The sequence below is a fragment of the Stutzerimonas sp. FeSN7 genome (assembly GCF_030263795.1).
GTDB lineage: Bacteria > Pseudomonadota > Gammaproteobacteria > Pseudomonadales > Pseudomonadaceae > Stutzerimonas > Stutzerimonas stutzeri.
On the sequence record NZ_JARPMN010000001.1, the window covers coordinates 4,266,885 to 4,292,239 of the forward strand.

The 25,355-nt window shown below is 64.8% G+C and carries 22 protein-coding genes; 9 read left to right on the forward strand and 13 right to left on the reverse strand.

Features of this window, described 5'->3' with window-relative positions; genetic code table 11:
* Window positions 1-4: 4 nt before the first annotated feature.
* A complete protein-coding gene (locus tag P5703_RS20445) occupies window positions 5-1,795 on the reverse strand; it encodes an acyl-CoA dehydrogenase C-terminal domain-containing protein (RefSeq protein WP_234493052.1) in 1,791 nt (596 codons plus the stop codon).
* Window positions 1,796-1,797: 2 nt separating this feature from the next.
* Window positions 1,798-3,036, reverse strand: a complete 1,239-nt coding sequence (locus tag P5703_RS20450) for a 3-hydroxyacyl-CoA dehydrogenase (RefSeq protein ID WP_285589370.1) — start codon at window positions 3,034-3,036, stop codon at window positions 1,798-1,800.
* A 102-nt stretch (window positions 3,037-3,138) separates the two neighbouring features.
* Here P5703_RS20450 and P5703_RS20455 point away from each other — a divergent pair, with 102 nt between their 5' ends.
* The 7 genes from P5703_RS20455 (at window position 3,139) to P5703_RS20485 (ending at window position 9,654) form a co-directional block, all read left to right on the forward strand.
* Complete coding sequence (locus P5703_RS20455) at window positions 3,139-4,038, forward strand: LysR family transcriptional regulator (RefSeq protein ID WP_285589374.1); 900 nt, start codon at window positions 3,139-3,141, stop codon at window positions 4,036-4,038.
* A 193-nt stretch (window positions 4,039-4,231) separates the two neighbouring features.
* The gene (locus P5703_RS20460; RefSeq protein WP_181090375.1) at window positions 4,232-5,080 is read left to right on the forward strand and encodes an STAS domain-containing protein; all 849 of its coding nucleotides are present in this window, start codon (window positions 4,232-4,234) and stop codon (window positions 5,078-5,080) included.
* Window positions 5,080-5,442 (forward strand): STAS domain-containing protein, encoded by a 363-nt coding sequence (locus tag P5703_RS20465; RefSeq protein ID WP_285589379.1) that lies wholly within the window; start codon window positions 5,080-5,082, stop codon window positions 5,440-5,442. Before P5703_RS20460 ends, P5703_RS20465 begins: the two co-directional genes overlap by 1 nt.
* Window positions 5,439-5,843 carry an ATP-binding protein gene (locus tag P5703_RS20470; protein WP_003281109.1) on the forward strand — a complete coding sequence of 135 codons (405 nt, stop codon included), beginning with the start codon at window positions 5,439-5,441 and terminating at the stop codon, window positions 5,841-5,843. The genes P5703_RS20465 and P5703_RS20470 overlap by 4 nt, the downstream gene beginning before the upstream one ends.
* The gene (locus P5703_RS20475) at window positions 5,840-6,850 is read left to right on the forward strand and encodes an ATP-binding protein (RefSeq protein ID WP_285589386.1); all 1,011 of its coding nucleotides are present in this window, start codon (window positions 5,840-5,842) and stop codon (window positions 6,848-6,850) included. Before P5703_RS20470 ends, P5703_RS20475 begins: the two co-directional genes overlap by 4 nt.
* Window positions 6,843-7,715: a sensor histidine kinase gene (locus P5703_RS20480; RefSeq protein ID WP_285589388.1), complete on the forward strand. Its 873-nt coding sequence runs from the start codon at window positions 6,843-6,845 to the stop codon at window positions 7,713-7,715. The genes P5703_RS20475 and P5703_RS20480 overlap by 8 nt, the downstream gene beginning before the upstream one ends.
* A complete protein-coding gene (locus P5703_RS20485) occupies window positions 7,705-9,654 on the forward strand; it encodes a response regulator (RefSeq protein ID WP_265660569.1) in 1,950 nt (649 codons plus the stop codon). Before P5703_RS20480 ends, P5703_RS20485 begins: the two co-directional genes overlap by 11 nt.
* 549 nt (window positions 9,655-10,203) lie before the next feature.
* Here P5703_RS20485 and P5703_RS20490 read toward each other — a convergent pair.
* From P5703_RS20490 to P5703_RS20520, 7 genes are all read right to left on the reverse strand, one after another.
* Window positions 10,204-11,415, reverse strand: a complete 1,212-nt coding sequence (locus P5703_RS20490) for an aldose 1-epimerase family protein (protein ID WP_079327636.1) — start codon at window positions 11,413-11,415, stop codon at window positions 10,204-10,206.
* A gap of 122 nt (window positions 11,416-11,537) precedes the next feature.
* On the reverse strand, window positions 11,538-12,098 hold the full coding sequence (locus P5703_RS20495) for a histidine phosphatase family protein (RefSeq protein ID WP_079327638.1): 561 nt from the start codon (window positions 12,096-12,098) through the stop codon (window positions 11,538-11,540).
* 111 nt (window positions 12,099-12,209) lie between these two features.
* The gene (locus P5703_RS20500; protein ID WP_011911539.1) at window positions 12,210-12,632 is read right to left on the reverse strand and encodes an HPF/RaiA family ribosome-associated protein; all 423 of its coding nucleotides are present in this window, start codon (window positions 12,630-12,632) and stop codon (window positions 12,210-12,212) included.
* 60 nt (window positions 12,633-12,692) lie between these two features.
* Window positions 12,693-13,991, reverse strand: a complete 1,299-nt coding sequence (locus P5703_RS20505) for an NTP/NDP exchange transporter (protein WP_186415878.1) — start codon at window positions 13,989-13,991, stop codon at window positions 12,693-12,695.
* Between the two features lie 10 nt (window positions 13,992-14,001).
* Window positions 14,002-14,919 carry an aldo/keto reductase gene (locus P5703_RS20510; RefSeq protein ID WP_125841838.1) on the reverse strand — a complete coding sequence of 306 codons (918 nt, stop codon included), beginning with the start codon at window positions 14,917-14,919 and terminating at the stop codon, window positions 14,002-14,004.
* A 450-nt stretch (window positions 14,920-15,369) separates the two neighbouring features.
* The gene (locus P5703_RS20515) at window positions 15,370-17,004 is read right to left on the reverse strand and encodes a methyl-accepting chemotaxis protein (RefSeq protein ID WP_125872522.1); all 1,635 of its coding nucleotides are present in this window, start codon (window positions 17,002-17,004) and stop codon (window positions 15,370-15,372) included.
* A complete protein-coding gene (locus tag P5703_RS20520; RefSeq protein ID WP_013981455.1) occupies window positions 16,985-17,152 on the reverse strand; it encodes a hypothetical protein in 168 nt (55 codons plus the stop codon). The genes P5703_RS20515 and P5703_RS20520 overlap by 20 nt, the downstream gene beginning before the upstream one ends.
* 192 nt (window positions 17,153-17,344) lie before the next feature.
* Between P5703_RS20520 and P5703_RS20525 the strand changes: the two genes are divergently transcribed.
* Window positions 17,345-19,366 (forward strand): FIST N-terminal domain-containing protein, encoded by a 2,022-nt coding sequence (locus P5703_RS20525; RefSeq protein ID WP_170799251.1) that lies wholly within the window; start codon window positions 17,345-17,347, stop codon window positions 19,364-19,366.
* Here the strand turns inward: P5703_RS20525 and P5703_RS20530 are convergent.
* Complete coding sequence (locus P5703_RS20530; RefSeq protein ID WP_014595558.1) at window positions 19,363-21,288, reverse strand: RecQ family ATP-dependent DNA helicase; 1,926 nt, start codon at window positions 21,286-21,288, stop codon at window positions 19,363-19,365. The genes P5703_RS20525 and P5703_RS20530 overlap by 4 nt on opposite strands.
* Window positions 21,289-21,581: 293 nt before the next feature.
* On the opposite strand from P5703_RS20530, the gene P5703_RS20535 reads away from it, so the two are divergent.
* On the forward strand, window positions 21,582-21,824 hold the full coding sequence (locus P5703_RS20535; protein ID WP_013981452.1) for a DUF2790 domain-containing protein: 243 nt from the start codon (window positions 21,582-21,584) through the stop codon (window positions 21,822-21,824).
* Window positions 21,825-21,897: 73 nt separating this feature from the next.
* Here the strand turns inward: P5703_RS20535 and P5703_RS20540 are convergent, their stop codons facing one another.
* The 3 genes from P5703_RS20540 to hslO form a co-directional block, all read right to left on the reverse strand.
* Window positions 21,898-22,500, reverse strand: coding sequence for a nitroreductase family protein (locus P5703_RS20540; protein WP_014595557.1), 603 nt, complete (start codon window positions 22,498-22,500; stop codon window positions 21,898-21,900).
* A gap of 166 nt (window positions 22,501-22,666) precedes the next feature.
* On the reverse strand, window positions 22,667-24,211 hold the full coding sequence (locus P5703_RS20545) for a phosphoenolpyruvate carboxykinase (protein WP_014595556.1): 1,545 nt from the start codon (window positions 24,209-24,211) through the stop codon (window positions 22,667-22,669).
* Window positions 24,212-24,430: 219 nt separating this feature from the next.
* A complete protein-coding gene (gene hslO, locus P5703_RS20550; RefSeq protein WP_285589410.1) occupies window positions 24,431-25,318 on the reverse strand; it encodes an Hsp33 family molecular chaperone HslO in 888 nt (295 codons plus the stop codon).
* Window positions 25,319-25,355 lie beyond the last annotated feature (37 nt).

A 25,355-nucleotide genomic window follows, 5' to 3' on the forward strand; every position in this document is an offset into this window, starting at 1 on the left:
TAGCTCAAAACGCGAAGTCGCTTTCCGGCAGCGCCATCAAACAATCCGCGCCACCCTGAATGGCTTCCCGATGCGCACTCGCCCGCGGTAACACACGGCGCAGATAGAAATCCGCACTGGCCAGCTTGGCCTGATAGAAAGCCTCCTCACCGGCGCCCTGCTCCAACGCATCCTGTGCACGCGCCGCGGCCTGCAGCCAGAGACCGGCCAACAACACATAGGCCGAGTACTGCAGGAAATCCACCGACACCGCGCCGATCTCCTGGGGATCGCGACCGGTGGCAGCGATGAGCTCGGCCGTCAGCTCGCGCCACTCACCGAGACGCATCTGCACCTTGCTGGCCAGAGCGTGCAGCGCAGGGCGATCGATCTGCCGGTCGCAAATCTCGCTGAATTCCGCCTGTAGCGCCGACAGTTCCGCGCCGCCGTCACCGAGCAGCTTGCGGCGGATGTAATCCAGCGCCTGAATGCCATTGGTGCCCTCGTAGAGCTGGGTGATGCGGCTGTCGCGCATCAGCTGTTCCATGCCCCATTCGCGGATATAGCCGTGGCCGCCGTAGACCTGCACGCCGAGGCTCGCCACCTCCTGACCCATGTCGGTGAAGAATGCCTTGACGATGGGGATCAGCAGCGCAGCGCGCTTGCTCGCCGCCTTGCGGTAGCTCGGCTCGGGATGGCCATGCTCGAGGTCCAGCTGGCGGGCGCAGTAGGCCGCCAGCATGCGGCTGCCTTCGACCAGCGTTTTCTGCGTCAGCAGCATGCGGCGCACGTCGGGGTGCACGATGATCGGGTCGGCTGGCTTGTCCGGATGCTGCGCGCCTGCCAGCCCACGAGACTGCAGGCGCTCGCGGGCATAGGCCAGCGAGCCCTGATAGGCCTGTTCGGCAATGCCAAGCCCCTGCAAGCCGACCTGGAAGCGCGCGTCGTTCATCATGGTGAACATGCACGCCAGGCCCTGATTGGGCTCGCCGACGATCCAGCCGGTGGCGCCGTCGAAGTTCATCACGCAGGTCGCCGCGCCCTTGATGCCCATCTTGTGCTCGATGGCGCCGCAGCTCAGCGCGTTGCGCGCGCCCGGCGTGCCGTCGGCATTGGCGATGAACTTGGGCACCAAGAGCAGGCTGATGCCTTTCACCCCGGCCGGCGCATCCGGCAGGCGCGCCAGCACCAGATGCACGATGTTCTCGCTCATGTCGTGCTCGCCGCCGGAGATGAAGATCTTGCTGCCACTGACCTTGTAGCTGCCGTCCGCCTGCGGCTCGGCGCGGGTGCGCAGCAGGGCGAGGTCGGTACCGGCCTGCGGCTCGGTCAGGCACATGGTGCCGCTCCAGCGGCCGCTGACCAGCTTCTCCAGATAGGCATTCTTCAGTTCATCGCTGCCGTGCTTGTACAGCGCCAGCACCGCGCCTTCGGTGAGGCCGGAATAGATGCGAAAGGACAGCGACGCGCCCATCAGCATCTCGTGGAAGTTGCAGGCCACCAGCTGCGGGAAGCCCTGGCCGCCGTATTCGGTCGGCCCGGTCATGCTCGCCCAGCCGTTGTCGACGTACTGCTTGTAGGCCTCGACGAAGCCCTGCGGCGTGCGCACTTCGCCGTTTTCCAGGGTCACGCCTTCTTCGTCGCTGTTGCGATTGAGCGGCGCGATCTCGCCGCCGGTGTAGCGCGCCGCTTCTTCCAGCACACCGTCGATCAGCTCGCGGTCCAGGCCGTTGCCGAGCAATTCGCAATGGCCGGTGGCGTCGAACAGCTCGTGCAGCACGAAGCGCATGTCACGCAGGGGAGCCTTGTATTCCATGCTCATGCCTCCTTCTTGTAGTCGGCGAAGCGGCCGCCGAGTGTGGCCAGGCTGTCGATCAGTCCGGCCGGCTGCCAGTGCTCGCCGTGGCGCTCGGCCAATGTGTTGAGGCGCTCACGAATGGCCGGCAGACCTTGACGGTCGGCCCAGGTCATCGGGCCACCAACTTCGGCCGGGAAGCCGTAACCGTAGAGGTAGACGGTGTCGATATCGGCGCTGGACTCGGCCATGCCTTCCTCGAGAATCTTGGCGCCCTCATTGACCAGCGCCAGCAGGCAGCGCTCGAGGATTTCCTCCGGGCCGATCTCGCGGCGCTCATAGCCGAGGCGCTCGGACTCGCGCTGCACCAGGGCATCCACTTCCGGATCCTGCTCGGCCTGGCGGCTGCCTTCGGCGTAGCGGTAGTAGCCCATGCGCGATTTCTGGCCGAAGCGGCCCAGCTCGCAGAGACGGTTATCCACCTGCACCTCAGGCTCATCCTGGCCCTTGCCGGACAGTTCGCGGGCACGCCATTCCAGATCGATGCCGACCACGTCGTACATGCGGAACGGCCCCATGGCAAAACCGAAGCCCTGCAGCGCGGCGTCCACCTGATGCGGGTAGGCGCCTTCGAGCAGCATCATCCGCGCCTCGCGCACGTAGGTGGCGAGCATGCGGTTGCCGATGAAGCCCGGGCAGTTGCCGGCGATCACGCTGACCTTGCCCATGCGCTTGCCCAGTTCGGTGGAGGCGTCTAGCACGGCCTTGGAAGTCTTCGCGCCGCGGACGATCTCCAGCAGCTTCATGATGTGCGCCGGGCTGAAGAAGTGCAGACCCGCAACCTGCTCGGGGCGGCCAGTGACTGCGGCGATGGCGTCGATATCCAGCGCGGAGGTGTTGCTGGCAAGGATGCCGCTCGGCTTCACGATGCCGTCCAGCTCGCGGAAGATCTGCTGCTTGAGCTCGAGGTTTTCGTAGACCGCCTCGATCACCAGATCGACATCGGCCAGCGCCTGGTAATCAGCCGCCTTGCTGATGCAGGCCCGTCGCGCAGCCGCTTGAGTCTCGTCGATCCGCCCCTGGCGCACGTTGTGTGCGTAGGTGTCGGCCACCGCGCCCAGCGCCTGTTCCAGCATCTCGGGATTGTTGTCCAGCCAGCGCACCTGCACGCCGGCGTTGGCCAGGCTCATGACGATACCGCGGCCCATGGTGCCCGCGCCGATCACGGCTGCGGTCTGGATATCGAATTGGGTTTGGCTCATTGCAGCTGTCCTCGTTGCAAGGCTGGAAAAACTGGAGACCAACCATAGACGAAGACGCTACTATTTTTGAAATTTAGTCTTGTGATGTTTCGGATTCACCAAATGAATATCTACAACTTCGACCTCAACCTGCTCCGTGTGCTGGACGCCCTGCTGCGCGAGCGCAACGTCTCGCGGGCGGCGGAGCGGCTTTCGCTCAGCCAGCCGGCGGTCAGCAATGCCCTGGCCCGCCTGCGCGAACTGCTCGACGACCCGCTGCTGGTGCGCGTCGGCCGGGCCATGCAGCCGACGCCGCGAGCCCTGGCGCTGGAGGCGCCAATCCGTCATGCGCTGCAGCAGATCGAACACAGCCTGATTGCCGGCGAGGCCTTCGATCCGGCGTGCAGCCAGCAGCGTTTTCGCATCGCCGTGACCGACTACGTCGAACTGATCTGCATGCCGGCACTGATGCGGCGCCTGGCCGAGCATGCACCCGGCATTCAACTGGCGATCCAGCACCTGACCCCGACCCTGCCCACCGACGCGCTGGACAATGGTGAGGTCGACCTGGTGCTGGGGCGTTTCCTCGACGTGCCTTCGCGCTTTCATGTGCGCCACTGGGCCAGCGAAACGCTGCAGGTGGCGGTGCGCCGCGACCATCCACTGCTCTCCGGGCGGCTGACCCTCGACGCCTTCCTGCGCCTGCGGCATCTGTGGGTGCACGGCGGTCAGACCCGCGGCATGGTCGACCAGTGGCTGGAGGGCCAGGGGCTGGAGCGCGAGGTGGTCTACACCACGCCAAACTACCTGCAGGCCGCGCACATCGTCGCCAGCAGCGACCTCGCCGCGGTGCTGCCAACGCAGCTGGCGCGCCACTTCGCCAGGCTGCTGCCGCTCGAGCTGTTCGATCTGCCGTTCGACCTCGGCCCCTTCGGCCTGGACATCGTCAGCGTGGCGCAGCGGCAGAACGATGCAGCCTTGCAATGGCTGATCGAGCAGATCGACGGCGTCGCGCCTGCCTAACGGCGCTTAAGCGGAACGACCTGCCTGCCGCCAATATCTATTTGCTACCATCCGGCCCACTTTCATCGGCAACGCTCGGAAAGTTTTCACGTTCCGCTGCGATTCGCGGAACATCGACGCAAGGCCGAAATCTATCCCTGATACTTCGCCATGGTGACATGGACGACCCAGACAACTCCGGAGCTATTACCCTATGGCGGCCCTGCTACAACGCACCATCGACACCATTGCACGCAACCAGACCGAGCTGCTCGGCAGCTGGAAAAGCGACCTGCAGGAGATGGGCGGATTCCATAACGTAAAACCCGAAGAACTGACCCAGCAGACCGCCGAATTCATCCGCCTGCTGATCAGCGGCACCGCCGACGGCTCGGCCGACATCGCCGGCCCGGCCTGGGACGCCATGCGTTCCTACCTGGAGCGCCTGTCGCGCAGCCGCGCCCTGCTGGGTTTCGACTCGCAGCAGACCGCCGGCTTCATCTTCGCCGCCAAGCGCCCGCTGATGCCCCTGCTGCAGAGCGAATACGCCAACGAACCCGCAGTATTCGCCGAGCAGCTGTGGGCCGTGTCCGAGCTGCTCGACCATCTGGGCCTGCACACCGTACGCACCTTCCAGCAGTCGCGTGAAGACGTGATCAAGCGCCAGCAGGAAGAGCTGCTGGAGCTTTCGACCCCGGTGGTCAAGCTGTGGGATGGCGTTCTCGCCCTGCCGATGATCGGCACCCTCGACTCGCAGCGCACCCAGGTGGTGATGGAATCGCTGCTGCAACGCATCGTCGACACCGGCTCGGAAATCGCCATCATCGACATCACCGGCGTGCCCACCGTCGATACCCTGGTTGCCCAGCACCTGCTCAAGACCGTCACTGCCATTCGCCTGATGGGCGCCGACTGCATCATCAGTGGCGTGCGTCCGCAGATCGCGCAGACCATCGTCCACCTCGGACTCGACCTGCAGGGCATCGTCACCAAGGCCAGCCTGGCCGATGCCCTCGCGCTCGCCCTGCGCCGTTCCGGCCTCACCGTCACCAGGACCGCCTGATGGATCGAATTCCTATTCTGCGGATGGGCGAGTTCCTGCTCGTCACCATCCAGGTCGACATGCACGACCAACTGGCGCTGACCCTGCAGGACGACCTGGCCGAACGCATCAGCGCGACGTCGGCAAAGGCCGTGCTGATCGATATCTCCGCACTGGACATGGTCGACTCCTTCATCGGCCGCATGATCGGCACCATCTCCGGCCTGTCACGGATCATGGACGCCGAGACCGTAGTGGTCGGCATGCAGCCGGCCGTGGCCATCACCCTGGTCGAACTCGGTCTCGACCTCCCCGGCGTCAGCACCGCGTTGAACGTCGAGCGCGGCATGCAGCTGCTGCGCGCCCGCGTGGCCGCGCAATGATCGTACGCAGCAGCGGCAGCCAGCCGGTGCGCCTCGAACAGGATGTCGTGCTGGCGCGGCAGACCGTGCGCAAGCTGACCCAGGAATGCGCCATGCGCCTGATCGACCAGACCAAGCTGGTCACGGCGGTCAGCGAGCTGGCGCGCAACACCGTGGTCTACGGCGGCGGTGGCGATATGGATTGGCAGCTGATCGAGGACGGCACGCGGGTCGGCGTGCGCCTGACCTTTCGCGACGAAGGCCCGGGCATCGCCGACATCAAGCTGGCCATGACCGACGGCTGGACGTCCGGCAGTGGGCTCGGCCTGGGGCTGACCGGCGCCAAGCGGCTGGTTGACGAGTTCGAACTCGACAGCACGGTCGGCGCGGGCACCCGAATCACCATCACGCGGTGGACATGAACGTTCAGGGAAGCGTCACCCAGGTCCTGCTGATCGAAGACAACAGCCAGATCGGCCACGCCCGCCGGGTCGCCCAGCGGCTGGCCGAACAGCACGACTTCGACACCACCGATGCCGGGCGCGTCGCCCTGCTCGCCACCGAGCTGGGCAGTAACCTGCTCAAGCACGCCGGGCGCGGCGAACTGCACCTGCGCGTAGTTCCTGGGCGAGAGGGGCGCGGCGTCGAAATCATCGCGGTCGACCGCGGACCAGGCTTCGACCTCGATCAATGCCTGACCGACGGATTTTCCACCCGCGGCACCCAGGGCATCGGGCTCGGCGCGCTGGCGCGTCAGGCCCAGGTGTTCGACGCCTATTCCGATGCCCGCGGCTCGGTGGTGCTGGCGCAGCTGTTTCCTCGCGGCGTGCAGCCGCCGCCATGGCGCTACGGCGTCAGCCAGCATCCCTATCCAGGCGAAACAGCCTGTGGCGACGCCTGGCAGCTGGCCTTCGATGGGCAGCGCTGCAGTGCCCTGGTCATCGATGGCATCGGCCATGGCGAGCTTGCCCAGCAGGCCGCGCTGGCAGGTGCGGTGGCGTTTGCAGAATCCCCACTGGATTCCCCCTTCGCCCTGTTCGGCAATATGCACCAGGCGATGAACGGCACTCGTGGCGGCGCCGCAGCCATCGCGCACTTCGACGGCCAGCGTCAGACGCTGGATTTCGCCGGCATCGGCAATATCGGCGCCAGCCTGATCGCTAGCGAGGGCTCGCGTGGCCTGGCCTCACATCCAGGCATCGTCGGCGTGCGCTTTCGCAAGGCGCATGTCTTCGACTACCCGCTGGGCGAGGCGCGGCTCCTGGTGCTCTACAGCGATGGTCTGCAAACACGCTGGAATCTGCGCGACTACCCCGGTCTCGTTCACCGTCACCCGGCCATCATCGCCGCACTGTTGCATCGCGACTTCTGCCGCGGTCGCGACGACGTGACCGTGCTGGCACTCAATCTGGAGGCTCCCCGTGGCTGATCCGACGTCCCCCGAGACCGGCGACGCCGGCCAGCTCGAACAGCTGCGCCGGGCGAATGAATCGCTGCGCGCCGAACTGGAAGAAACCAATCAGGGTGTACTGGCGCTGTATGCCGAGCTGGACACCCAGGCCGAGCAGCTGCGCCAGGCCTCGGACCTGAAGAGCCGCTTCCTGTCGTACATGAGCCACGAGTTCCGTACGCCGCTGGGCTCGATCCTCAGCATCACCCGCCTGCTCAGCGACGAACTGGACGGCCCGTTGAGCCCGGAACAGCACACGCAGGTGCGTTTCGTCAGCTCGGCCGCCAGCGAGCTGAGCGAGATGGTCGACGATCTGCTCGATCTGGCGAAGATCGAGGCCGGTCGCGTGAGCATCTCGCCGGCCTGGTTCGACATGCTCGACCTGTTCTCGGCATTGCGCGGCATGTTCCGGCCCATCGTCGAGGGCTCGCCGGTGGACCTCATCTTCGAAGAACCGCAGGGGCTGCCGCGCTTCTACACCGACGACAAGAAGCTCGCGCAGATTCTGCGCAACTTCATTTCCAATGCGTTGAAATTCACCACCCAAGGGGAAGTGCGTGTCTCGGCACGGATGGAGACCCCGCAGCAGGTGCGCTTCGCGGTCACCGACACCGGCATCGGCATCGCACCACAGCTGCACGATCGCCTGTTCGAGGACTTCGCCCAGGTCGATTCCCCGCTGCAGAAGCGCCTGCGCGGCACGGGTCTGGGACTCGCCCTGTGCAAACGCTTCGCCGAGTTGCTGGGCGGTCGGGTCGGCCTGCGGAGCGAGCCCGGCAAGGGTTCGGAGTTCTACGTGATCATCCCGTTCAGCATCGAGGCGGAGGGAAGCGATGGGGCGTGAAAGCCGTCTGCTGATCGTCGACGACAACGCCACTACCCGCTACGCGATGCGCCGGGTGCTGGAGCGCCATGGCTACCAGGTGCTGGAGGCGGGCACCGGCAGCGACGGGCTGGCGCTGGTGGCCGGCGCCATGCCTGATGCCCTGATTCTCGATGTCAACCTGCCGGACATGAGCGGCTTCGACATCGCGCGCCAGCTTCGCACCGACCCGAATACCGCGCTGCTGCCACTGATCCATGTGTCCGCAGCCTCCATCGAGACCGGCGACATCATCACCGGCCTCGATGCCGGCGGCGATGCCTACCTGATTCACCCGGTCGACCCGGATGTGCTGCTGGCGACCCTGCGCACGCTGCTGCGGGTGCGTGACACCGAGCGCGCCCTGCGCGAAAGCGAGGCGCGCTTTCGCGAGATATTCATTCACGTTGCGGCACCCATCGCGGTGCTCGATGCCCAGCTGCAGCTGCATGAATGCAACCATGCCTTCGAGCGCCTGGTCGGCGCCGAGGACCGTTCAGCTCCGCTGGCCGACTGCGTCCTCCCCGGGCAGGACGCCGTGCTGGACGAGCTGCGCACCCAGCTTCAGGCCGGCAACCGCTGGCGCACCTCCCTGGCGATGCGCGTCAACGGCGAAACGCGGGAGACCGAATGGCAGATCTCGCCCTATCGCACTCAGGGGCTGGGCCTGGTGTTCGTCGAGGACGTCACCGAGCAGCGTCACCGTGAGCGCGCCCAGCGGCAGGAAATCGCCACCACCACCAGCCAGCTGGCCCATGAGGTGGCCGAGCGCGCGCGTACCGAAGAGCAGCTGCTGCAGGCGCAGAAGATGGATGCCCTGGGCAAGCTGACCGGGGGCATCGCCCATGACTTCAACAACCTGCTCACCGGCATCATCACCGGCATCGAGCTGATGAAGCAGCGCATCATCGAAGGCCGCGCCGACAGCGTGCTGCGCTTCGCCGACGCCGCACTGAGTTCGGCGCGCAGTGCCGCATCGCTGACCAACCGCCTGCTGGCCTTTGCTCGCAAGCAGCCGCTGGACGCCCGCGCGCTGGACATCAACGAGCGCATCCGCTCGCTGGAGGATTTGTTGCGGCGCACCATCGGCGAGCGCATCACCCTGAGCGTCGACTTCACCGAGGGGCCGGCCGTGGCACGGGTGGATGTCAGCCAGTTCGAAAGCGCGCTGCTCAACCTGGTGATCAATGCCCGCGACGCCCTGCCCGAAGGCGGCCACATCGGCATCCGGACCTTTTCCACCGATGCCAGCCAGCACCCTGAACTGGCCGCCGGCCGTTACATCGGTCTGTGCGTCAGCGACGATGGCACGGGCATCGATCCCGCCGTCCTCGACAAGGTGTTCGACCCCTTCTTCACCACCAAGCCTCAGGGCCGCGGCACCGGCCTGGGACTGTCGAGCATCTACGGTTTCGCCCTGCAGTCGGGCGGCGACGCGCACATTCGCAGCACACTGGGCGTCGGTACGGACGTGACCCTGCTGCTGCCAGCCGCCGACGGCGAAACGAGCCTGGTACCCAGCGCGGCGTCCGAAGATTCGGCGCGTCTGGCCGGCCATGAGCACGTGCTGGTGGTGGAAGACATGCCCAGCGTGCGCATGCTGATCGCCGAGACCCTCATCGAGGCGGGTTATCGCTGCAGCCAGGCCGGCGATGTGGAAACCGCCCAGGCACTGCTGGAGGCCGACCCATCCATCGATCTGCTGCTGACCGACGTCGGCCTGCCACGCCTGTCCGGTCGACAGCTGGCCGAATGGGCCCGGCGCTCGCGACCGGCGCTGCCCGTGGTGCTCATGACCGGTTACGCCGAAAAGGCCTCCAGCCGGGAGGGATTCGTCGACGAGCGCATGGAGCTGGTACTCAAGCCGTTCGAGGGTGCCGGCCTGCTCGGCAAGATCCGCGCATTGCTGGACAACGGCTGAGGCAGCAGCGAGTTCCTTGCCGTTTCGAATGCGTGGCGGCCGCTTTTCCTGCAGGCAACAAAAAACCCGCCGAAGCGGGTTTTTGTGACCATTCCGAATCCTTCGGCGCGCCTCCTGGCAGTGGTCGATCATCCATGATCCCGAGCGCGTCCTGCGCTGCAGAGATGGGCATAGAATACGCAGCCGCCTAAGACGTTAGAACAGCCAAAAACTTCGATCCGTGTAAGCCTTTTGCCATAGATGGAACCGGCACAGCATTTCGTTGTCTTGCATCGCCCGCGTGTTCCGCTGAAAAAGCAAAAACCCGCCGAGGCGGGTTTTTTCTGACCGGTCCGAATTCCCTTCGAATGCCTTCCTGGCTTAGGTCGATCATCCTGATCCTGAGCGCGTCCTGCGCATCAGAGTGGGTGTAGATTAATTACCCGGCAGAGCGGTCAGAAGTGGAAAACGGCGCGGGTATTTGTAAGCCATTTGCCATAGCGACGAACGGTTATATCTGCACGCAGACAACGAAGCGGCCTGAACCCTGCCGGAGCCGACCATGGCCGCCTAGTCCTTGCTTAGGTCGACCAGCGGCTGCTCGCGCACCTCGGTTTCCCGTCCTGCCTGCAATGCCTCGATTCGCTGGCGCACGCGTTCCACCGCAGCACTGTCGGCCAGCAGTTCGTAGCTCACCCGGAAATGTTTCTGCTCGCCCGGCTCGATCTTCGGCACCAGGCCGAGGGCACGCTGATAGCGGCGGTTGTAGGAATAGCTGGTGCCCGGCTCCAATCCGGTGACGTAACCCTGCTGCTCGGTATCGGTGTTCTTCCACAGCGAGAAAACCGGCAGCTCGCCGGTATTGAAGCCCACACTGACCCCCAGGCTGCCGGCACGGTTGTGCAGCATGGTGAGGGTTTCGCCTTGCTCGTCGGCATACGGCACCAGGTTGAATACCGTCTCGTCGTAGTCCCTGGTGGGCCCGCGGTAGCGCTGCCAGTCGTTCAGTTCCTTCGCCGCGCGCGGGTTGAACGGCGATACCTGCTTGACCGGCGCAACGAAGCGCGCCCCTTCCTCCAGCAGCGGCGTGCCGAAGTTGGTGTGGTACAGCGCCTGATATTCCTTGGCATAGTCGCCTTGGTTGGTCAGGGTGTCGTGCAGCGAGAAGCCGGCGCGCCCCGGCTCGGTGCTGAGCTCAGTGTGAATGGCGAAGTCGAGCTTCTTGAAAGCCTTTTCCTGCAACTCGCCGCGCAGGCGGATGGCGTACGGCGGCTTTTCGTCAATGGTCAGCACAACGCGTGAAGCCGGAATGTTGGCTGCACGGCCATGCAGCGTAAGCAGCTCACCGTTGTCCTCGCCCGGATGCCCGACCCATTCGAAGCCACAGCGGGTCACCAGCTCGTTGAAGCCCTCGAGCCATCCCAGACCGCCGCGCCCGTTGAGTTCGATGAAGGCCGGATTGACCACCTCCTGCACCGGCGAATCCCAACCCAGCCGGACGTCACCGGCAACCGCTTCGAGCACGTTCATGCCACGCGTGGGGACGACTGTCATGCGCATGGTGCCATTGTCGATCTCGATCAGGCTGACCCCTTCCTGCCGCCCGCCGTGCAGCGTGCGCATGCTGACCGAAAACGGCTTTGCCGAATCGATGCCCAGTTCCTCGCTGGTGACGCGCCAGTTTTTCGCGGGCTTGTCGTGGTCGATCAGAACCTGTTCCCAGGCCATGGCTGGAGTCGCCAGGCAGATGCTCAGGCCGAGCAGGCGTTGCAAACGTGTCATGAGTGTTCCCTTTGTTGTTATGCCTCCCGCACACGTTAGCTGAAACGTTTCATCTGGCAAGCCAAAGCGGCTCTCGCCGCCTAGCGGCTGTGACGGGGCCATCGACCTGATGTTTTTCTGAGCTATGCCCGGGTGTAACGGCTCGGCTGCCAGTAGCCCGAAAGCAGCGGAAACATGGGGCCCTTCCAGCCCCGTCGGCGCAGCTCGCGAGCGATCAGCGCGTTCATGATCTTATGGCCCATCAGCAGCACGCTGCCATGTTCCTCAGCGAGTGCGATCAGCCGATCCGCCGCCGCCCGGGCACGGTCGGTTGATTCGCCGACAGGCTCGGTGTGGCTGGAGAAGCCGAGAAACCAGGCGCCACGGAATACCAGTCGCCAGAACCGCGAGGGCAGCAATGGCAGGCCCCAGTCCGGATAGGGCAGATGGGCCTCGGCAAACAGCGGGTCGGGCTCCTGGCAACAATCGCAGGCCAGCTGGGAACGCGATTCGACGCAGCGCTGCAACGAACTGCACACCACGATGCCCACCGACCCGGCCAGCTCCACCAGGCTATCCGGACGCTCGCCCGTGGCCACCGCCGCGGCGTTGTAGCGCGCAACCCAGGCTTTCATCCCGATCGGCGTGCTCCAGCGTGCCGCGCCATGGTCGGGTCTGCCGTGCCGCACGAGGATGATCTGCATGTCGGTAAACCGGGACGGATCGAGTGATATCGCCTGCTGCATCATCGCGATGCGAGACGCGGGAAGATTTGAGTAGTGCGAGTCGCCCCGACCGCAGCCGGGGCGTCGTGCTCACTTGTCGAGCTCGCTCTGCTTCTCCAGGAACTCCTCTTCCAGCATCGCGTCCTTGACGGATTGCGGCGGCTCGTCCAGCAGCGGATCGTTCAGTTCGCCGCTGGATTGCACGCGAGTGTCCAACTTGCCCATCAGGTTCTCCAACGCGTGCTGCATCTTGTCGGCCGCGCCATCGACCGCCAGCTGCAGCGATTCGGCCTTATGCGTGACCGACACCGCCTGATGCCCCTTCGGCCGCGCCTCGATCTGGCAGCGCTTGTCGTCGGCACCCGCCTTCTGCGCATTCTCGTCGCTGATATGCACTTCCACACGGGTGAGAAAATCGTCGAAGCGCTCGAGCCGATCCTCTACCGTCGTGCCGACCCACTCATGCAATTCGACACTGCCGGGAATGTGGTTGCTGTTGACCTGAACATGCATACGAGTACTCCTGATAGATGACGTACCTACTAGAGTTCGAGGCGTACGCGGGGTCGAGGTTCAGCGGCTTCGTCCGGGAGCAGACTGTACCGCCGCTTTACGATCGGCCTGGCCGCCGATAAACCAGCCCACCACGCCCCAGATCGCGGCGCAGACAGCGCCCACCACGGCCACCAGCCAGGCGCCGTGGCCGAGGCTGTCGAGCAGGCTCTTGGCCCAGCCGCTCAGCGCATCGCCGCCGCGATAGACCACGGTGTCGATGAAGTTCTTCGCCTTGTACTTGCTCTGCGCATCCAGCGGCGCGAAAAGCATCTCGCGCCCCGGGCGGACGAAGGCGTATTCGCCGATCCGGCGCACGATCATCACCGCCGCCAGCACGGCGAAGGTCGGCGCCAGCGCCAACCCGACGAAGCCCAAACAGACCAGCGCCGGCACGGCGGCAAGCAGCACGCGCACGCCCAGACGCTGGGCGATGCGCCCGGTGATGAACAACTGCGACAGCAGCGCCCCGGCCTGCACCACGAAATCGATGGCGCCGAACACCCGCACCTGCTCGACGCGGTCGGGAAACAGCTCGGCAACCAGGCGCGCCTGTTCGAAATAGAGGAAGGTGCTGGCTGTGGTCAGCAACAGCACGAACACCGCGACGCCCAGCAGATAGCGCGATCTCAGCACCCGTGTCAGGCCGCTGAACGGGTTGCCGGCCACCGGCCGCTTCGGGCTTTCCGCGTGCTCGGCACCGGGCCGACCGGCGCCGTGTACCTCGCGCCAGGTCATCAGGAAGTGCTTCAGCGCCACCGCGGCTAGCAGGAGCAGCGCCGCCAGCAGCATCAGCCCGAACTGCCCGAGCACGCCGACCAACAGCGCGCTTGCCGCGGGGCCGACGAGGCCGCCCACGCTGGCCCCGGCAGCGATGAAGGCGAACAGCCGGCGTGCCTGCGGCGCATCGAACACATCAGCCATCAGGCTCCAGGCCACCGAGACCACGAACAGGTTGTAGACCGAGATCCACACATAGAACACACGCGCCAGCCAGACGCTGTCACGCAACGCGAAGAACAGCGCGGCAAACAGCAGCAGGTTGAGGCAGAAGAAGCCGTACACCCAGTCGATGTAATGGATGCGCGCCACCCGCGAGTTGAGCCAGGCGAACAGCGGCACCGCCACCAGCATGGCAACGAAGGTCGCGGTGAACAGCCACTGCAGATTCTCCACGCCGCCCTGAATGCCCATGGACTCGCGGATCGGGCGCAGCATGAAGTAGCCGGCGAACAGGCAGAAGAACAGGCCGAAGCCGGCCAGCGCCGCGCGCAGTTCGCCGGGGCGGGCGTTGATCAGCGCGGCGGAGGCGACGGGCATGCGACCCGGCTCAGCGGAAGGCGTCGACGATCATCTGCCGCTGCCGCGCGTCGGGCAGACGGCCCTGGCCGGCGAGCAGGTTGTCGGCCATGTAGCGCGGATTGGAGGTGGCCGGAATGACCGCCGTCACCGCCGGCTCGGCGAGGATGAACTTGAGCAGCAGCTGCGCCCAGGAGCTGGCGTCGATCTCGGCGGCCCAGTCCGGCAACGGCTTGTCCCGGACCTTCGACAGCAGGTTGCCGCGGGTAAAGGGCCGGTTGATCAGGGTGGCGATGCCGTGGTCGGCGCAGTAGGGCAGCAGCTGCTTCTCGGCGTTGCGCTCGCTGACCGAATAGTTGAACTGCACGAAGTCGACCTGCTCCTGTTTCAGCGTGTCCAGCAGGCGATCGTGGGCCGACTCCACATAGTGCGTCACGCCGATGTAACGCACCCGCCCCTCCTGCTTGAGCTCGCGCAGCAGGCCGAGCTGGGTGCGGGTGTCCTGCAGGTTGTGCACCTGGATCAGGTCGATGGTGTCGGTCTGCAGTGCCTCGAAACTCGCCTCGATCTGCGCCAGGCCGCGCTCGCGTCCGGTCGAAGACACCTTGCTGGCAAGAAAGACCTTGTCGCGCTGGCCCTGGCGCTTGACCAGTTCGCCGACGACGCGCTCGGCATTGCCGTAGCTCGGCGCGGTGTCGATCAGCGAGGCACCGCCTTCCACCATCACCCGCAGCACCTCCAGCAGGCGGTCCATCTGTGGGTCATCGAGGCTCACGTTATGCGTAATGGAGGTACCGAGACCGATCACCGGCAGCGTTTCACCGGTGGCAGGAATGGCTCGCCGCAGCACGCCCTGCGCAGCGAAGCTCAGCGCAGGCAGCAGCGGGCCGAGGGCAGAGAGCGTGGCGATAAGGGCGGAACGTTGCAGCAGCTGACGGCGCGTGAACATGAGCAAATCCTCCAAATTTGGCAAGCTGACCTGCATGACCCGGCCCATGAGTATGGTCGAGCCATGCAGGCTCGCGAGCCAGCTGGCGTACCGGAGCTTTTCTCGATGTTTCAGTCACGCTGGGTAGCTACACCCAACCCAGACACTCGCGACGAGTAGTGGCAATAAGCCTCCATTTAGGTTCTACTGCGCCGCTCGATGTCCGCAGCAGAACAGCGGGCACAATAGATGAGGCCGCCATGTCCTTTTCGCTTCGCCAGCCACGCGAACAGAACACAGTAACAAGCTCGCAGTCACCTCTTCGCGCAAAACAGACGAACCCTGCCGTCGGGTTAGGCGCCCTCAGCTACGCGGTCGGACTGCTGCTGGTGCTTGTCCTGAGCCTACTCCTGCTGCCTGCGGACAGCGGCTTGGGCAGGTTGTTGTGGGGGTCGTTGTAGTACGACGCGATCACGTACGGAACCGCCCGACTAGGTCAGCCAGCGTCTTAGCCAAGCCGGAAAGCTGTTGGCTGGCGAGCTTGCCCTGGGATGAATAGGTCGCCGCCTCATTCGACAGATCGCGGATGTCAGTGATGTTGCGGGCAATCTCCTCCGTGACGCAGCTCTGCTCCTCACATGCAGTAGCGATCTGCGCGGCCATGTCGTTGATGCGCTGTACCGACGCCGACGCCTCTGCCAGCACCTGATCGACCCCCTCGGCCCGTTCGACACTGTCGCGCGCCTTGCTGCTGCCGGTATGCATCGCCTGCACCGCCTTGTCGACGCCGCTCTGCAGCCGCTCGATGCGGGACTGGATATCCTTGGTCGAGTCCTGCGTCCGCGCCGCCAGCGCCCTCACCTCATCGGCCACGACAGCAAAGCCGCGGCCCTGCTCGCCAGCGCGCGCCGCCTCGATGGCAGCATTGAGCGCGAGCAGATTAGTCTGCTCGGCAATACCACGGATCACCTCGAGAACCGCTCCGATGCTGGCGGTCTCGTCGGCCAGCGCGCCGATGGTCTGCGACGCGCCTTCGACATCCTGCGCCAGTTGGCGGATCGATTGAATGGTGCTGCCGACCACCGCCGCGCCTTGGTTGGACTGCATATGTGCCGCATGCGCGGCGTCCGAAGCATGCTGCGCGTTGAGCGCAACCTCATGCACCGCCGCGCTCATTTCGGTCGCTGCCGTAGTCACCTGATCGACGGCGGCGTGTTCGCTGCTGATCAGGCGGTCATTGGTCTCAGCCATGCTGGCCATGCCACGAGCAGCGGTTTCGACCTCGGCAGTGACGCGTCCAACCTCCGCGATCAACGGCTGTAGCTTGTCGAGAAAGCGGTTAAAGGCTGTGCCGAGCTGGCCCAGTTCATCGGCAGAGCGCACCTCAAGGCGAGCCCGCAGGTCGCCATCGCCTTCGGCGATCTGCTGCAGGCGGTCAAGCAGCCGCCGCATCGGCCGCAGCACCACCAACGGGAGGCCAAGAACCAGCACAACGCAGCCTAGCAGGCCGATCAGCAACACCACCCCTTGCTGGGTCGCGGTGGCCGCGCCCTCGGCCAACGCGGCCTGGCCCTCGGCATCGGCTGCAGCCTCTTCCAGTTCGCCGAGCTTGTCGATGGCATCGCGCATGGCGTCGAAGCGCGATTCGCTGTCGCCAAAGCTCAATGCACTGGCAGCCTGAGGATTCTGTTCGACCTGCTCTATTACACGCTTGGACACCGTCGACCATTGCTCGAAACCGCGGTTGAACTGCTCGACCAGGGCCAGCGCGTCGCGGCCGGGCTGCATGGCAGCATATTTCTGCACCCGATCGTAGGCCTGCTTGAGGTTCTCCGCGTGGCTGGCTTTGAGCGCCTGGACGTGTGCGCCGGCATCGCTGTCCAGCAAACTGCGCTCGGCGACGAAAGCCTGATAGAGATCGCGGTCGGCATTGAGCAGCAAGCCGATCGCTGGTAGATGCCGAGTAGCCAGCAACTCGCTGGAATCTGCGACTCGCTCAATGCCACGCATACCGACGGCGCCCATCAGCACCAGCAGAATGGCAAGCGCAGAGATAGGCAGAGTGATTTTCCAACGGAATCCGAGATCACTGAACAGGCGAGTCATGGCATCGCTCCTTGGGAGGCTTGTCCTTGGCTATCGGCCGCAACGTCTGCGGCAAGAGGTCGCTGGTCGACAATTGCATAACCACAGCAACCGGCAGTTGAGCCATATCAAACGCCGTCACTGACAAAAGCGTGGCCAGGTTGCCCATTCAGTACTTCCGGATGAAGACCATGGTGGTATGGCGATCCCCGGCTCGGCGGCCGATAACCTGGCTGTCAGCGACGCCACCGCACGGCCTACAGAGCGCCGTTCCGGCTGCCGATAACGATGAACAGCCTGCGATGGCTAGTGCGGGAGCGGCCGAGTTTCCCGCTCCGTCCCTCAAGCGTGAGTACTGCCCATGATTTCGTTCTCCCGTTTCAAGCCTGGCCATACGCAATCCAGCGGTACGGCGAGCCTGCTCTGCACGGCGTCGCAACTGAGCCAGCAGTTAACGGCCCTGCGCTTCGAGCCGACATACATCGCCGGTTTCGTCTCGCCGCACGTCGACCTGGACGCTGTCGCGCGGCAGGTATCGCAGCGCTTTCCACGGGCGACGATCAGCCTGTGCACCACTGCCGGCGAGCTGTCCAGCGAGGGCCAGCGGCTCTACTGCGCCGCCGGCGCGCAATGGGATCGGGTGGTATTGCAGCTGTTCGACGCCAGCGTCATCGCGGCCGCGGAGATCGTCCGGGTACCGTTGGAGTGCGAGGATATCCGCGGCCAGGGCCAGCGGTTGCCCATGAGCGAGCGCATCGCCCGGCTCACGGCATCGATCAAGCGCGTGCAGGTATCGATGAAGATCGACTACCGCGACACCCTGGCCAACATCTTCTTCGACGGCCTGTCCGCCTCGGAGTCGTTCTTCATGGAAGCGCTGTACGAGTCCGGACGCTTCCCCTGTCTGTTTGTCGGCGGCTCGGCGGGCGGCAAGCTGGATTTCCAGCGCACGCAGTTGCACGACGGCCAGCGCAGCTACCAGAACCACGCACTGATCGTCTTTCTCAAGTGCGCCCGTAACGTCCGCTTCGGGGTGTTCAAGAGCCAGAACTTCGAGCCCACGCCGCTCAGTCTGAGCGTGCTCAGCGCCTCCCTGGAGGATCGCTACATCAGCCAGGTGGTCGATGCCCGCGGCAACATTCGCAGCATGGTCCAGGCGCTGTGCGAGGCGCTGCGGTGCGCGCCGCAGGAGCTGGAGCAGCGGCTGGCCGACTACTCATTCGCCATCCGTGTCGGCGAGGAAGTCTTCGTCCGATCGATCTCGAAGATCGACTTCGCCAACGAGCGTGTGCATCTGTTCTGCGACGTCGCCCCCGGCGAGGAGCTGATCATGGTCAAGCGCACCCCGCTGGCCGAAACCACCCGCCGCGACTATCAGCAGTTCATGCGCAACAAGCCCGGCAAGCCGCTGGTGGGCATCCTCAACGACTGCATCTTGCGCCGGCTGAATAACGAGCAGGCACTCGGTGGCATGGACCCGGTGTTCGACGACGTGCCGGTGGCCGGCTACTCGACCTTCGGCGAGATCCTCGGCCTAAATCTCAACCAGACGCTGACCGCGGTGTTCTTCTTCCGCACCAACGGCAAGGACGACTTCCACGACGAATACACCGACAACTTCATCGCCTATCACGGTGAATTCAAGGCGTTCTTCCTGCGTCGGCAGATCAAGAAGCTCACCGGCCTGAGCCAGGTGGTGGTCAAGCAGATCGAGCAGTTCAAGCGCCAGGACTACAGCAGCGCGGTGGACATCAACGGCCTCGACGAACACATCCGCCCGGTGTTCCGCGGCCTGGCCGACCTTGGCCAGGTGCTCTCGCAGGCTGACGAGGAGCGTCGCTCGATGTCCGAACAGCTGAGCCAGTGCGCCACCGAGCTGCACGGTTCGATGGATGACCTGACGCTGAACATCAACCAGCAGGGCACCGTCATCGAGCAGGCCGGCAGCTCGGTCAAGCAGATGGTTCACCAGGCCGACGAGGTGGTCAGCAGCGCCCGCGACCTGGCGCAGTCGAGCCAGCGAATCCAATCAGTGGTGCAGACCATCCAGCAGATCGCCGGGCAGACCAACCTGCTGGCGCTCAATGCGGCGATCGAGGCAGCGCGGGCCGGCGACATGGGGCGCGGTTTCGCGGTGGTGGCCGACGAGGTGCGCAAGCTCGCCGAAATCACCGGCAGGAACGCCGAGGAGATCGGTACGGATATCGACCGTCTGGCAAGCGAAATCCGCGCGGTGGCGCAGCACATCGAGGCGCAATCGGCGGGCGTCGGCTCGCTGACCGGCCTGCTCGACGCGCTGGAGAACTCTAGCAACCTGACGGCGGACACCTCACGCCAGACCAAGGGCGTCGCCGACCGGCTGATCGGCCTGACCGCGCGCTAAACCGCCAAGCGCGCACGAACCTCGGCATAGGGATAGGCCTCCAGCGAGGCGAAGCCGGGGAGCTGGCGCGCCTTGAGCTTGGTGAACACCGGCACGCTGATGCCGCAGAGAAAGCGCGTCAGGCACTCGGCGCTCGGCGCACCGCCCTTGAGCTGCGCGTAACGCTCACTGAACTCTGCGCAGCGGGCGGCCAGGTCGATCTGCTCCAGCGGCGCCAGTGTCGGCGGTTCCGGCAGCTTCGCGACCTGTCCGTTGCAGACCGAGCAATGCCCACAGCGCTGTGGTGCCTGGCGATCACCGAAATAGGCGGCCAGTCGCTGGCTCAGGCATTCGGCGGATTCGAACAGGGCCAGCATGTTGTCGATGCGGGCGATCTCGCTGGCTTCGTGCTCCTTGAAGTAGGCGTGCAGCTCGCGGCTCAGAGCCTCGGCATCGAAGCGCGTGTCGAGCAGCGCGTAGACCTCGGTCATCTGCTTGCTCTCCAGCTCGATCCAGCCCTTCTCCTGGAAATATTCCAGCGCCTTTACCACCCGCGCGCGGTCGGCGCCGTGCTGCCCGTAAAGCGCTTCGAAATCCAGCGTGCACCAGGTTCGCGCCCGCGCCGAGGTGTGCACGATGGCTTCGACGAACTGTCGCCGCTCGCCGTCGAACTTCGCTACCAGCGCCTCGGGCTCGAGCAGGTACTTGAAGCGGTACTCGGCGAAGTAGGCAAAACGCGGTGCGATGATGCCGCGCAGCTCCAGCTGCACCAGCAGGGTTTTCAGCGGCAGCTGGCGGATGTTGCTCTGATCGGATAGCTGGTTGAGCATCAGCTCCCATTGCCCGCCGGCGCCGGCCTGCAGCAGCTCGTCGAGCACGCAGCGGATGCCCTCGCGTTCCGGCGTATCGCCGTAGACGAAGTTCTGCAACACGCTGAGGCTGTCGCGATTGGCCAGCACCAGGCAATCCGAAGCGTTGCCGTCGCGCCCTGCCCGACCAATTTCCTGACTGTAATTTTCCACCGACTTGGGCAGGTCGTAGTGCACCACGTTGCGGATATCGGCCTTGTCGATGCCCATGCCGAAGGCGATGGTAGCGACGATGCAGTTCAGCTCGCCGGCCATGAAGCGACGCTGGATCGATTCACGCTGCTCGTGTGCCATGCCCGCGTGGTAGGCGCTGGCCGGAAACCCCCGCTGCGCCAGGTGTTCGGCAATCTGCTCGGCGGTCTTCTGCTGGGTGACATAAACGATGGTCGGTTGCCCCGCCTTGCCCGTCAGCCATTCCACCAGCCGGCGCTGCTTGTTGAAGCCGCTGACCGGCTCCACCAGCAGATTGAGATTGGGCCGGTAGAAGCCGGTGGTCACCACGTCATCCGCTGCAATCGAGAATTTGGCCTGCATGTCGGCGATCGCCGGTTGCGTCGCCGTGGCAGTCAGCAGCAGTACCTGGGGAATATTGAACTGGCGCTGATAGTCGGGAAGCTTGAGGTAATCCGGACGGAAGTTGTGCCCCCACTCGGAAATACAGTGCGCCTCGTCCACCACCAGCAGCGAGATCGGCACCTGACTGATGAAGTGGCGGAAACGCTCGTTCTTCAGTCGCTCCACCGAGATCATCAGGATCTTCAGTTCGCCGGACTTGGCCCGCGCCATGGTTTCGCTGGCCTGCTCGCGGCTCTGCGCCGAGTCGATGCTGCCGGCGACGATGCCATGCCGCTGCAGAAAGGCCAGCTGATCCTGCATCAACGCCAGCAACGGCGAGACCACCAGGGTGAGATGCGGCAACAGCAGCGCCGGCAGCTGGTAGCACAGGGATTTGCCCGAGCCGGTAGGAAAGATCGCCGCCGCAGAGCGCCCCGCCACTACGGCGCGAATGGCCTGTTCCTGGCCCGGACGCAGGCTGTCGTAGCCAAACGTCTGCCTGAGGGTCTGTTCGATCATGCGGCGTCGCTCCTGTGACGGGAGGCAGGAGGGTAGCAAAAGACAGCAGAGGGCACTGCGCATCGACCCGCCTCGTCGGCCGGGTGCGACGCCGAGGATCCTTGGGACGGTGCAGCAGCGGAACGGCCAGGCATTTCCGTCAATCGCGCGGATTGGAATCCGCAATTACCGTTAGGCGCCTATCTACTTCTACGATGCCTGGGCTCCTGACAACAAGCACAAGCAACGCCGGGTCAGGTGGTCCGGCAGGCAAAAACAGGACGGACCTATGAACCAGAACAGGATGCCCCGCCATGCGTGCAACCCTTATTGCCACTGCCCTGCTGTTTACCTCGCTGGCCCAGGCTGATGATGCCAAGGCTCAGCCCTACACCTACGGCACCCGACTGGATGTCGCCTCGGTGCTGTCGGTGAAGATCAAGCCGACCCCCTACTGCGAGGTGACCGATGCGGAGATGACCTACCGCGATTCCACCGGTACCGAACGCAAGCTGGCCTACCGGACGCTGTCCGAGGCCTGCAGGAATCAGAACTGAGCGCCACGAACAAGGACGCCGGGGCCGGGCGGGAGCACGCAACGCGCCCTCCGCCCGGTCTTCCTGAGCGCGATCAGAAGCGGTCGCGAATCACCACCTCGTCGAACGGTAGCTTGCCGACACGCGGCTTCGGCTCGGCGGCGCGCTTGCCCACCGCGACCATCAGCGCGATGACATGGTTGTCCGGCAGGTTGATCAGCTTGCCGACCGCGTCGAAATCGAAGCCATCCATGGGGCAGGAATCCAGGCCCTTGGCCCGTGCCGCGAGCATCAGCGTCTGCGCCATCAGACCGCAGCTGCGCATGGCCTCGTCACGCTGCACCTGCGGCTTGCCACGGTAATAGGCATCGATGGCGCCGGCCATGTAGTCCTGCACCTCGCTCGGTGCGCCTTCCCAGACGCGGCGGACATTCTTTTCCCAGCTGTCGACCTGGGCGCAGATCACCACCAGCATCGAGGCGTCGGTCATCTGCGCCTGGTTCCAGCCCACCTCGCGGATCTGCGCGCGCAGCGCCGGGTCGCTGACCTCGACGAAGCGCACATGCTGCAGATTGAAGGCAGAAGGCGCCAGCAGTGCCAGTTGCAGCAGCTCGTCCTTTTCTTCACGGCTCAGCTGGAAGCTGGGGTCGTAGGCCTTGACGGCGCGGCGGGTGCGAATGGCTTCTTCGGTATTCATGGCGCGCGGTTCCTCGTAATGAACAGTCGCGCCATGCTAAGGGCGCCGACCAATCGAATCCATGCGTCTTGACCGATAAGAATCATCGACACCTTTGATCTAACTCACCACCCGGCTCAAACGAAAAAGCCGCCCGAAGGCGGCTTTCGATCACGCGGCAGGCAGCTTAGAGCTGCGGGCCGGCGTTGCGGATGGCATCGGAGACGTCGAACTTCTTGAAGTTTTCGATGAACTTGCCAGCCAGCTCCTTCGCAGCCTGGTCGTAGGCGCTCTTGTCGGCCCAGGTATTGCGCGGGTTGAGCAGCTGGGTGTCGACACCGGCAACGGCCTTCGGCACGTCCAGGTTGATGATCGGCAGGTGCTCGGTCTCGGCACCTACCAGTGCACCGCTCTGGATCGCAGCGATCACCGCACGGGTGGTCGGGATGTTGAAGCGCTTGCCAACGCCGTAGCCACCGCCGGTCCAGCCGGTGTTGACCAGATAGACCTTGGAGCCGAAGCCGTTGATGCGCTTGATCAGCAGCTCGGCATATTCACCGGCCGGACGCGGGAAGAACGGCGCACCGAAGCAGGTGGAGAAGGTCGACTTGATGCCGCTGCCCGAACCCATTTCGGTGGAACCGACCAGCGCGGTGTAGCCGGAGAGGAAGTGGTAGGCAGCCTGCTCGTTGTTCAGGATCGACACGGGCGGCAGTACGCCGGTCAGGTCGCAGGTCAGGAAGATCACCGCGTTCGGCTCGCCACCAAGATTCTTCTCGGAACGCTTCTCGACGTGCTGCAGCGGGTAGGCGGCGCGACTGTTCTGGGTCAGGCTGGCATCGGCGTAGTCAGGCAGACGGGTACGCTCGTCGAGGACCACGTTCTCCAGTACAGCGCCGAACTTGATGGCCTTCCAGATTACCGGCTCGTTCTTCTCGGACAGGTCGATGCACTTGGCGTAGCAGCCACCCTCGATGTTGAACACGCGACCAACGCCCCAGCCGTGCTCGTCGTCACCGATCAGGTAGCGGCTCTCGTCGGCCGACAGGGTGGTCTTGCCGGTGCCGGACAGACCGAAGAACAGGGTGGTGTCGCCGTCTTCGCCGATGTTGGCGGCGCAGTGCATCGGCAGCACATCCACGTCCGGCAGCAGGAAGTTCTGCACGGAGAACATGGCTTTCTTCATTTCACCGGCGTACTGCATGCCGGCGATCAGCACCTTTTTCTCGGCGAAGTTGATGATCACGCAGCCATCGGAATTGGTGCCGTCACGCTCGGGTACGCACTGGAAGAACGGGGCGTTGAGGATGCGCCACTCGCTCAGACCGGCCGGGTTGAACTGCTCGGGGGTGATGAACAGGCAGCGGCCGAACAGGTTGTGCCAGGCGGTCTCGGTGGTCATCTTGACCGGCAGGTAGTGCTCGGGATCGGCACCGACATGGACATGGGACACGAAGCTGTCACGCTCGCCGATATAGGCTTCGACGCGGCTCCACAGGGCTTCGAAGTTGCCCGCCGGGAACGGACGGTTGATCGGGCCCCAGGCGATCTTGTGCTGGGTGCTCGGCTCTTCGACGATGAAGCGGTCAGCCGGAGAACGACCCGTGCGGTGCCCGGTCTTCACCACCAGAGAGCCATTGGCGGACAGTTCGCCCTCTCCGCGCTTGACGGCTTCTTCAATCAGTTGAGCGGTGCTGATGTCGGTGTACACGGCGTTGGTGGCTTGCGTCATGAGTGTTCCCGTCGGCCCTGGGCCGATTCCTCCATGCTGTTGTAGCCCGCCAAAGAGCGAACTACATCGAAAAAAGTGCGCGCGATTATGCCAGATAATGCGCCGCGCTGGGTATGAGGCCGTGATGGCCAAATAGTTCACTGCCCGAGTGCAGGTCCATCCCTGCCTCATTCCCGGCCGCCGCGGCAGCAGGCAGACGACCGGAACGCCGCACGCCGATCAGTGCCGGGTATCCGACGGCGCGTCGCTGCCGCCACCGGCGAAAAGCTGAGCCACATCCGCCGCGTTGTAGGTGTATTTCTCGTTGCAGAACTGGCAATCGATGCTGACCGAACCGCCCTGCTCCGCCACCAGCTGCAGGGCGTCTTCCTCGCCCAGGCTGACCAGCGCGCGGGCCGAGCGCTCGCGCGAGCAGCTGCAGCGGAAGCGAATCGGCAGTGCATCGAACAGGCGCAGCTGCTCCTGGTGATAGAGCCGATGCAGCAACGTCTCGCTGTCCAGCCCCAGCAGTTCCTCGGCGGTCAGGGTGTCGGCCAGGGTACGCAGGTGCTCCCAGCTGGCGTCACGCTCCTCCGGATCCTTGAGTCGGTCGGCCGGCAGCTGTTGCAGCAGCAGGCCGCAGGCGCGGCGGCTGTCGGCATTGAGCCAGAAGCGCGTCGGCAGCTGTTCGGAGGCCGCGAAGTAGTTGGTCAGGCATTCGGCGAGCGTGGCCCCTTCAAGATCGACGATGCCCTGGTAGCGCTGGCCATTGGCCGGATCGATGGTGATCGCCAGCATGCCTTCGGGCATCAGCTCGGTGAGGGTGGCGTCCGGCTGGATCTGCTCGGCGTGATAGCGGGCGATGCCACGCACCTCGCGGGCGCTGGAGCACTCGACCATCAGCAGCGGCACGGCGCCACTGGAGCGGGCCTGGAGAATCAGCAGCCCGTCGAACTTGAGCGTGCCGACCAATAGCGCGGCCGCGGCCAGCAGCTCGCCGAGCAACTGGGCCACAGGCTCTGGATAGGTGTGTTTGGCCAGCACGTGCTGGTAGCTTTCCTCGAGCGTGGCGATCTCGCCGCGAACATCGGAATCATCGAAGAGAAAACGCTGGGTTTGATCGGGCATAGCCGGAAAGCTCGCAGGTACGGCGGAGGAAGCGGCA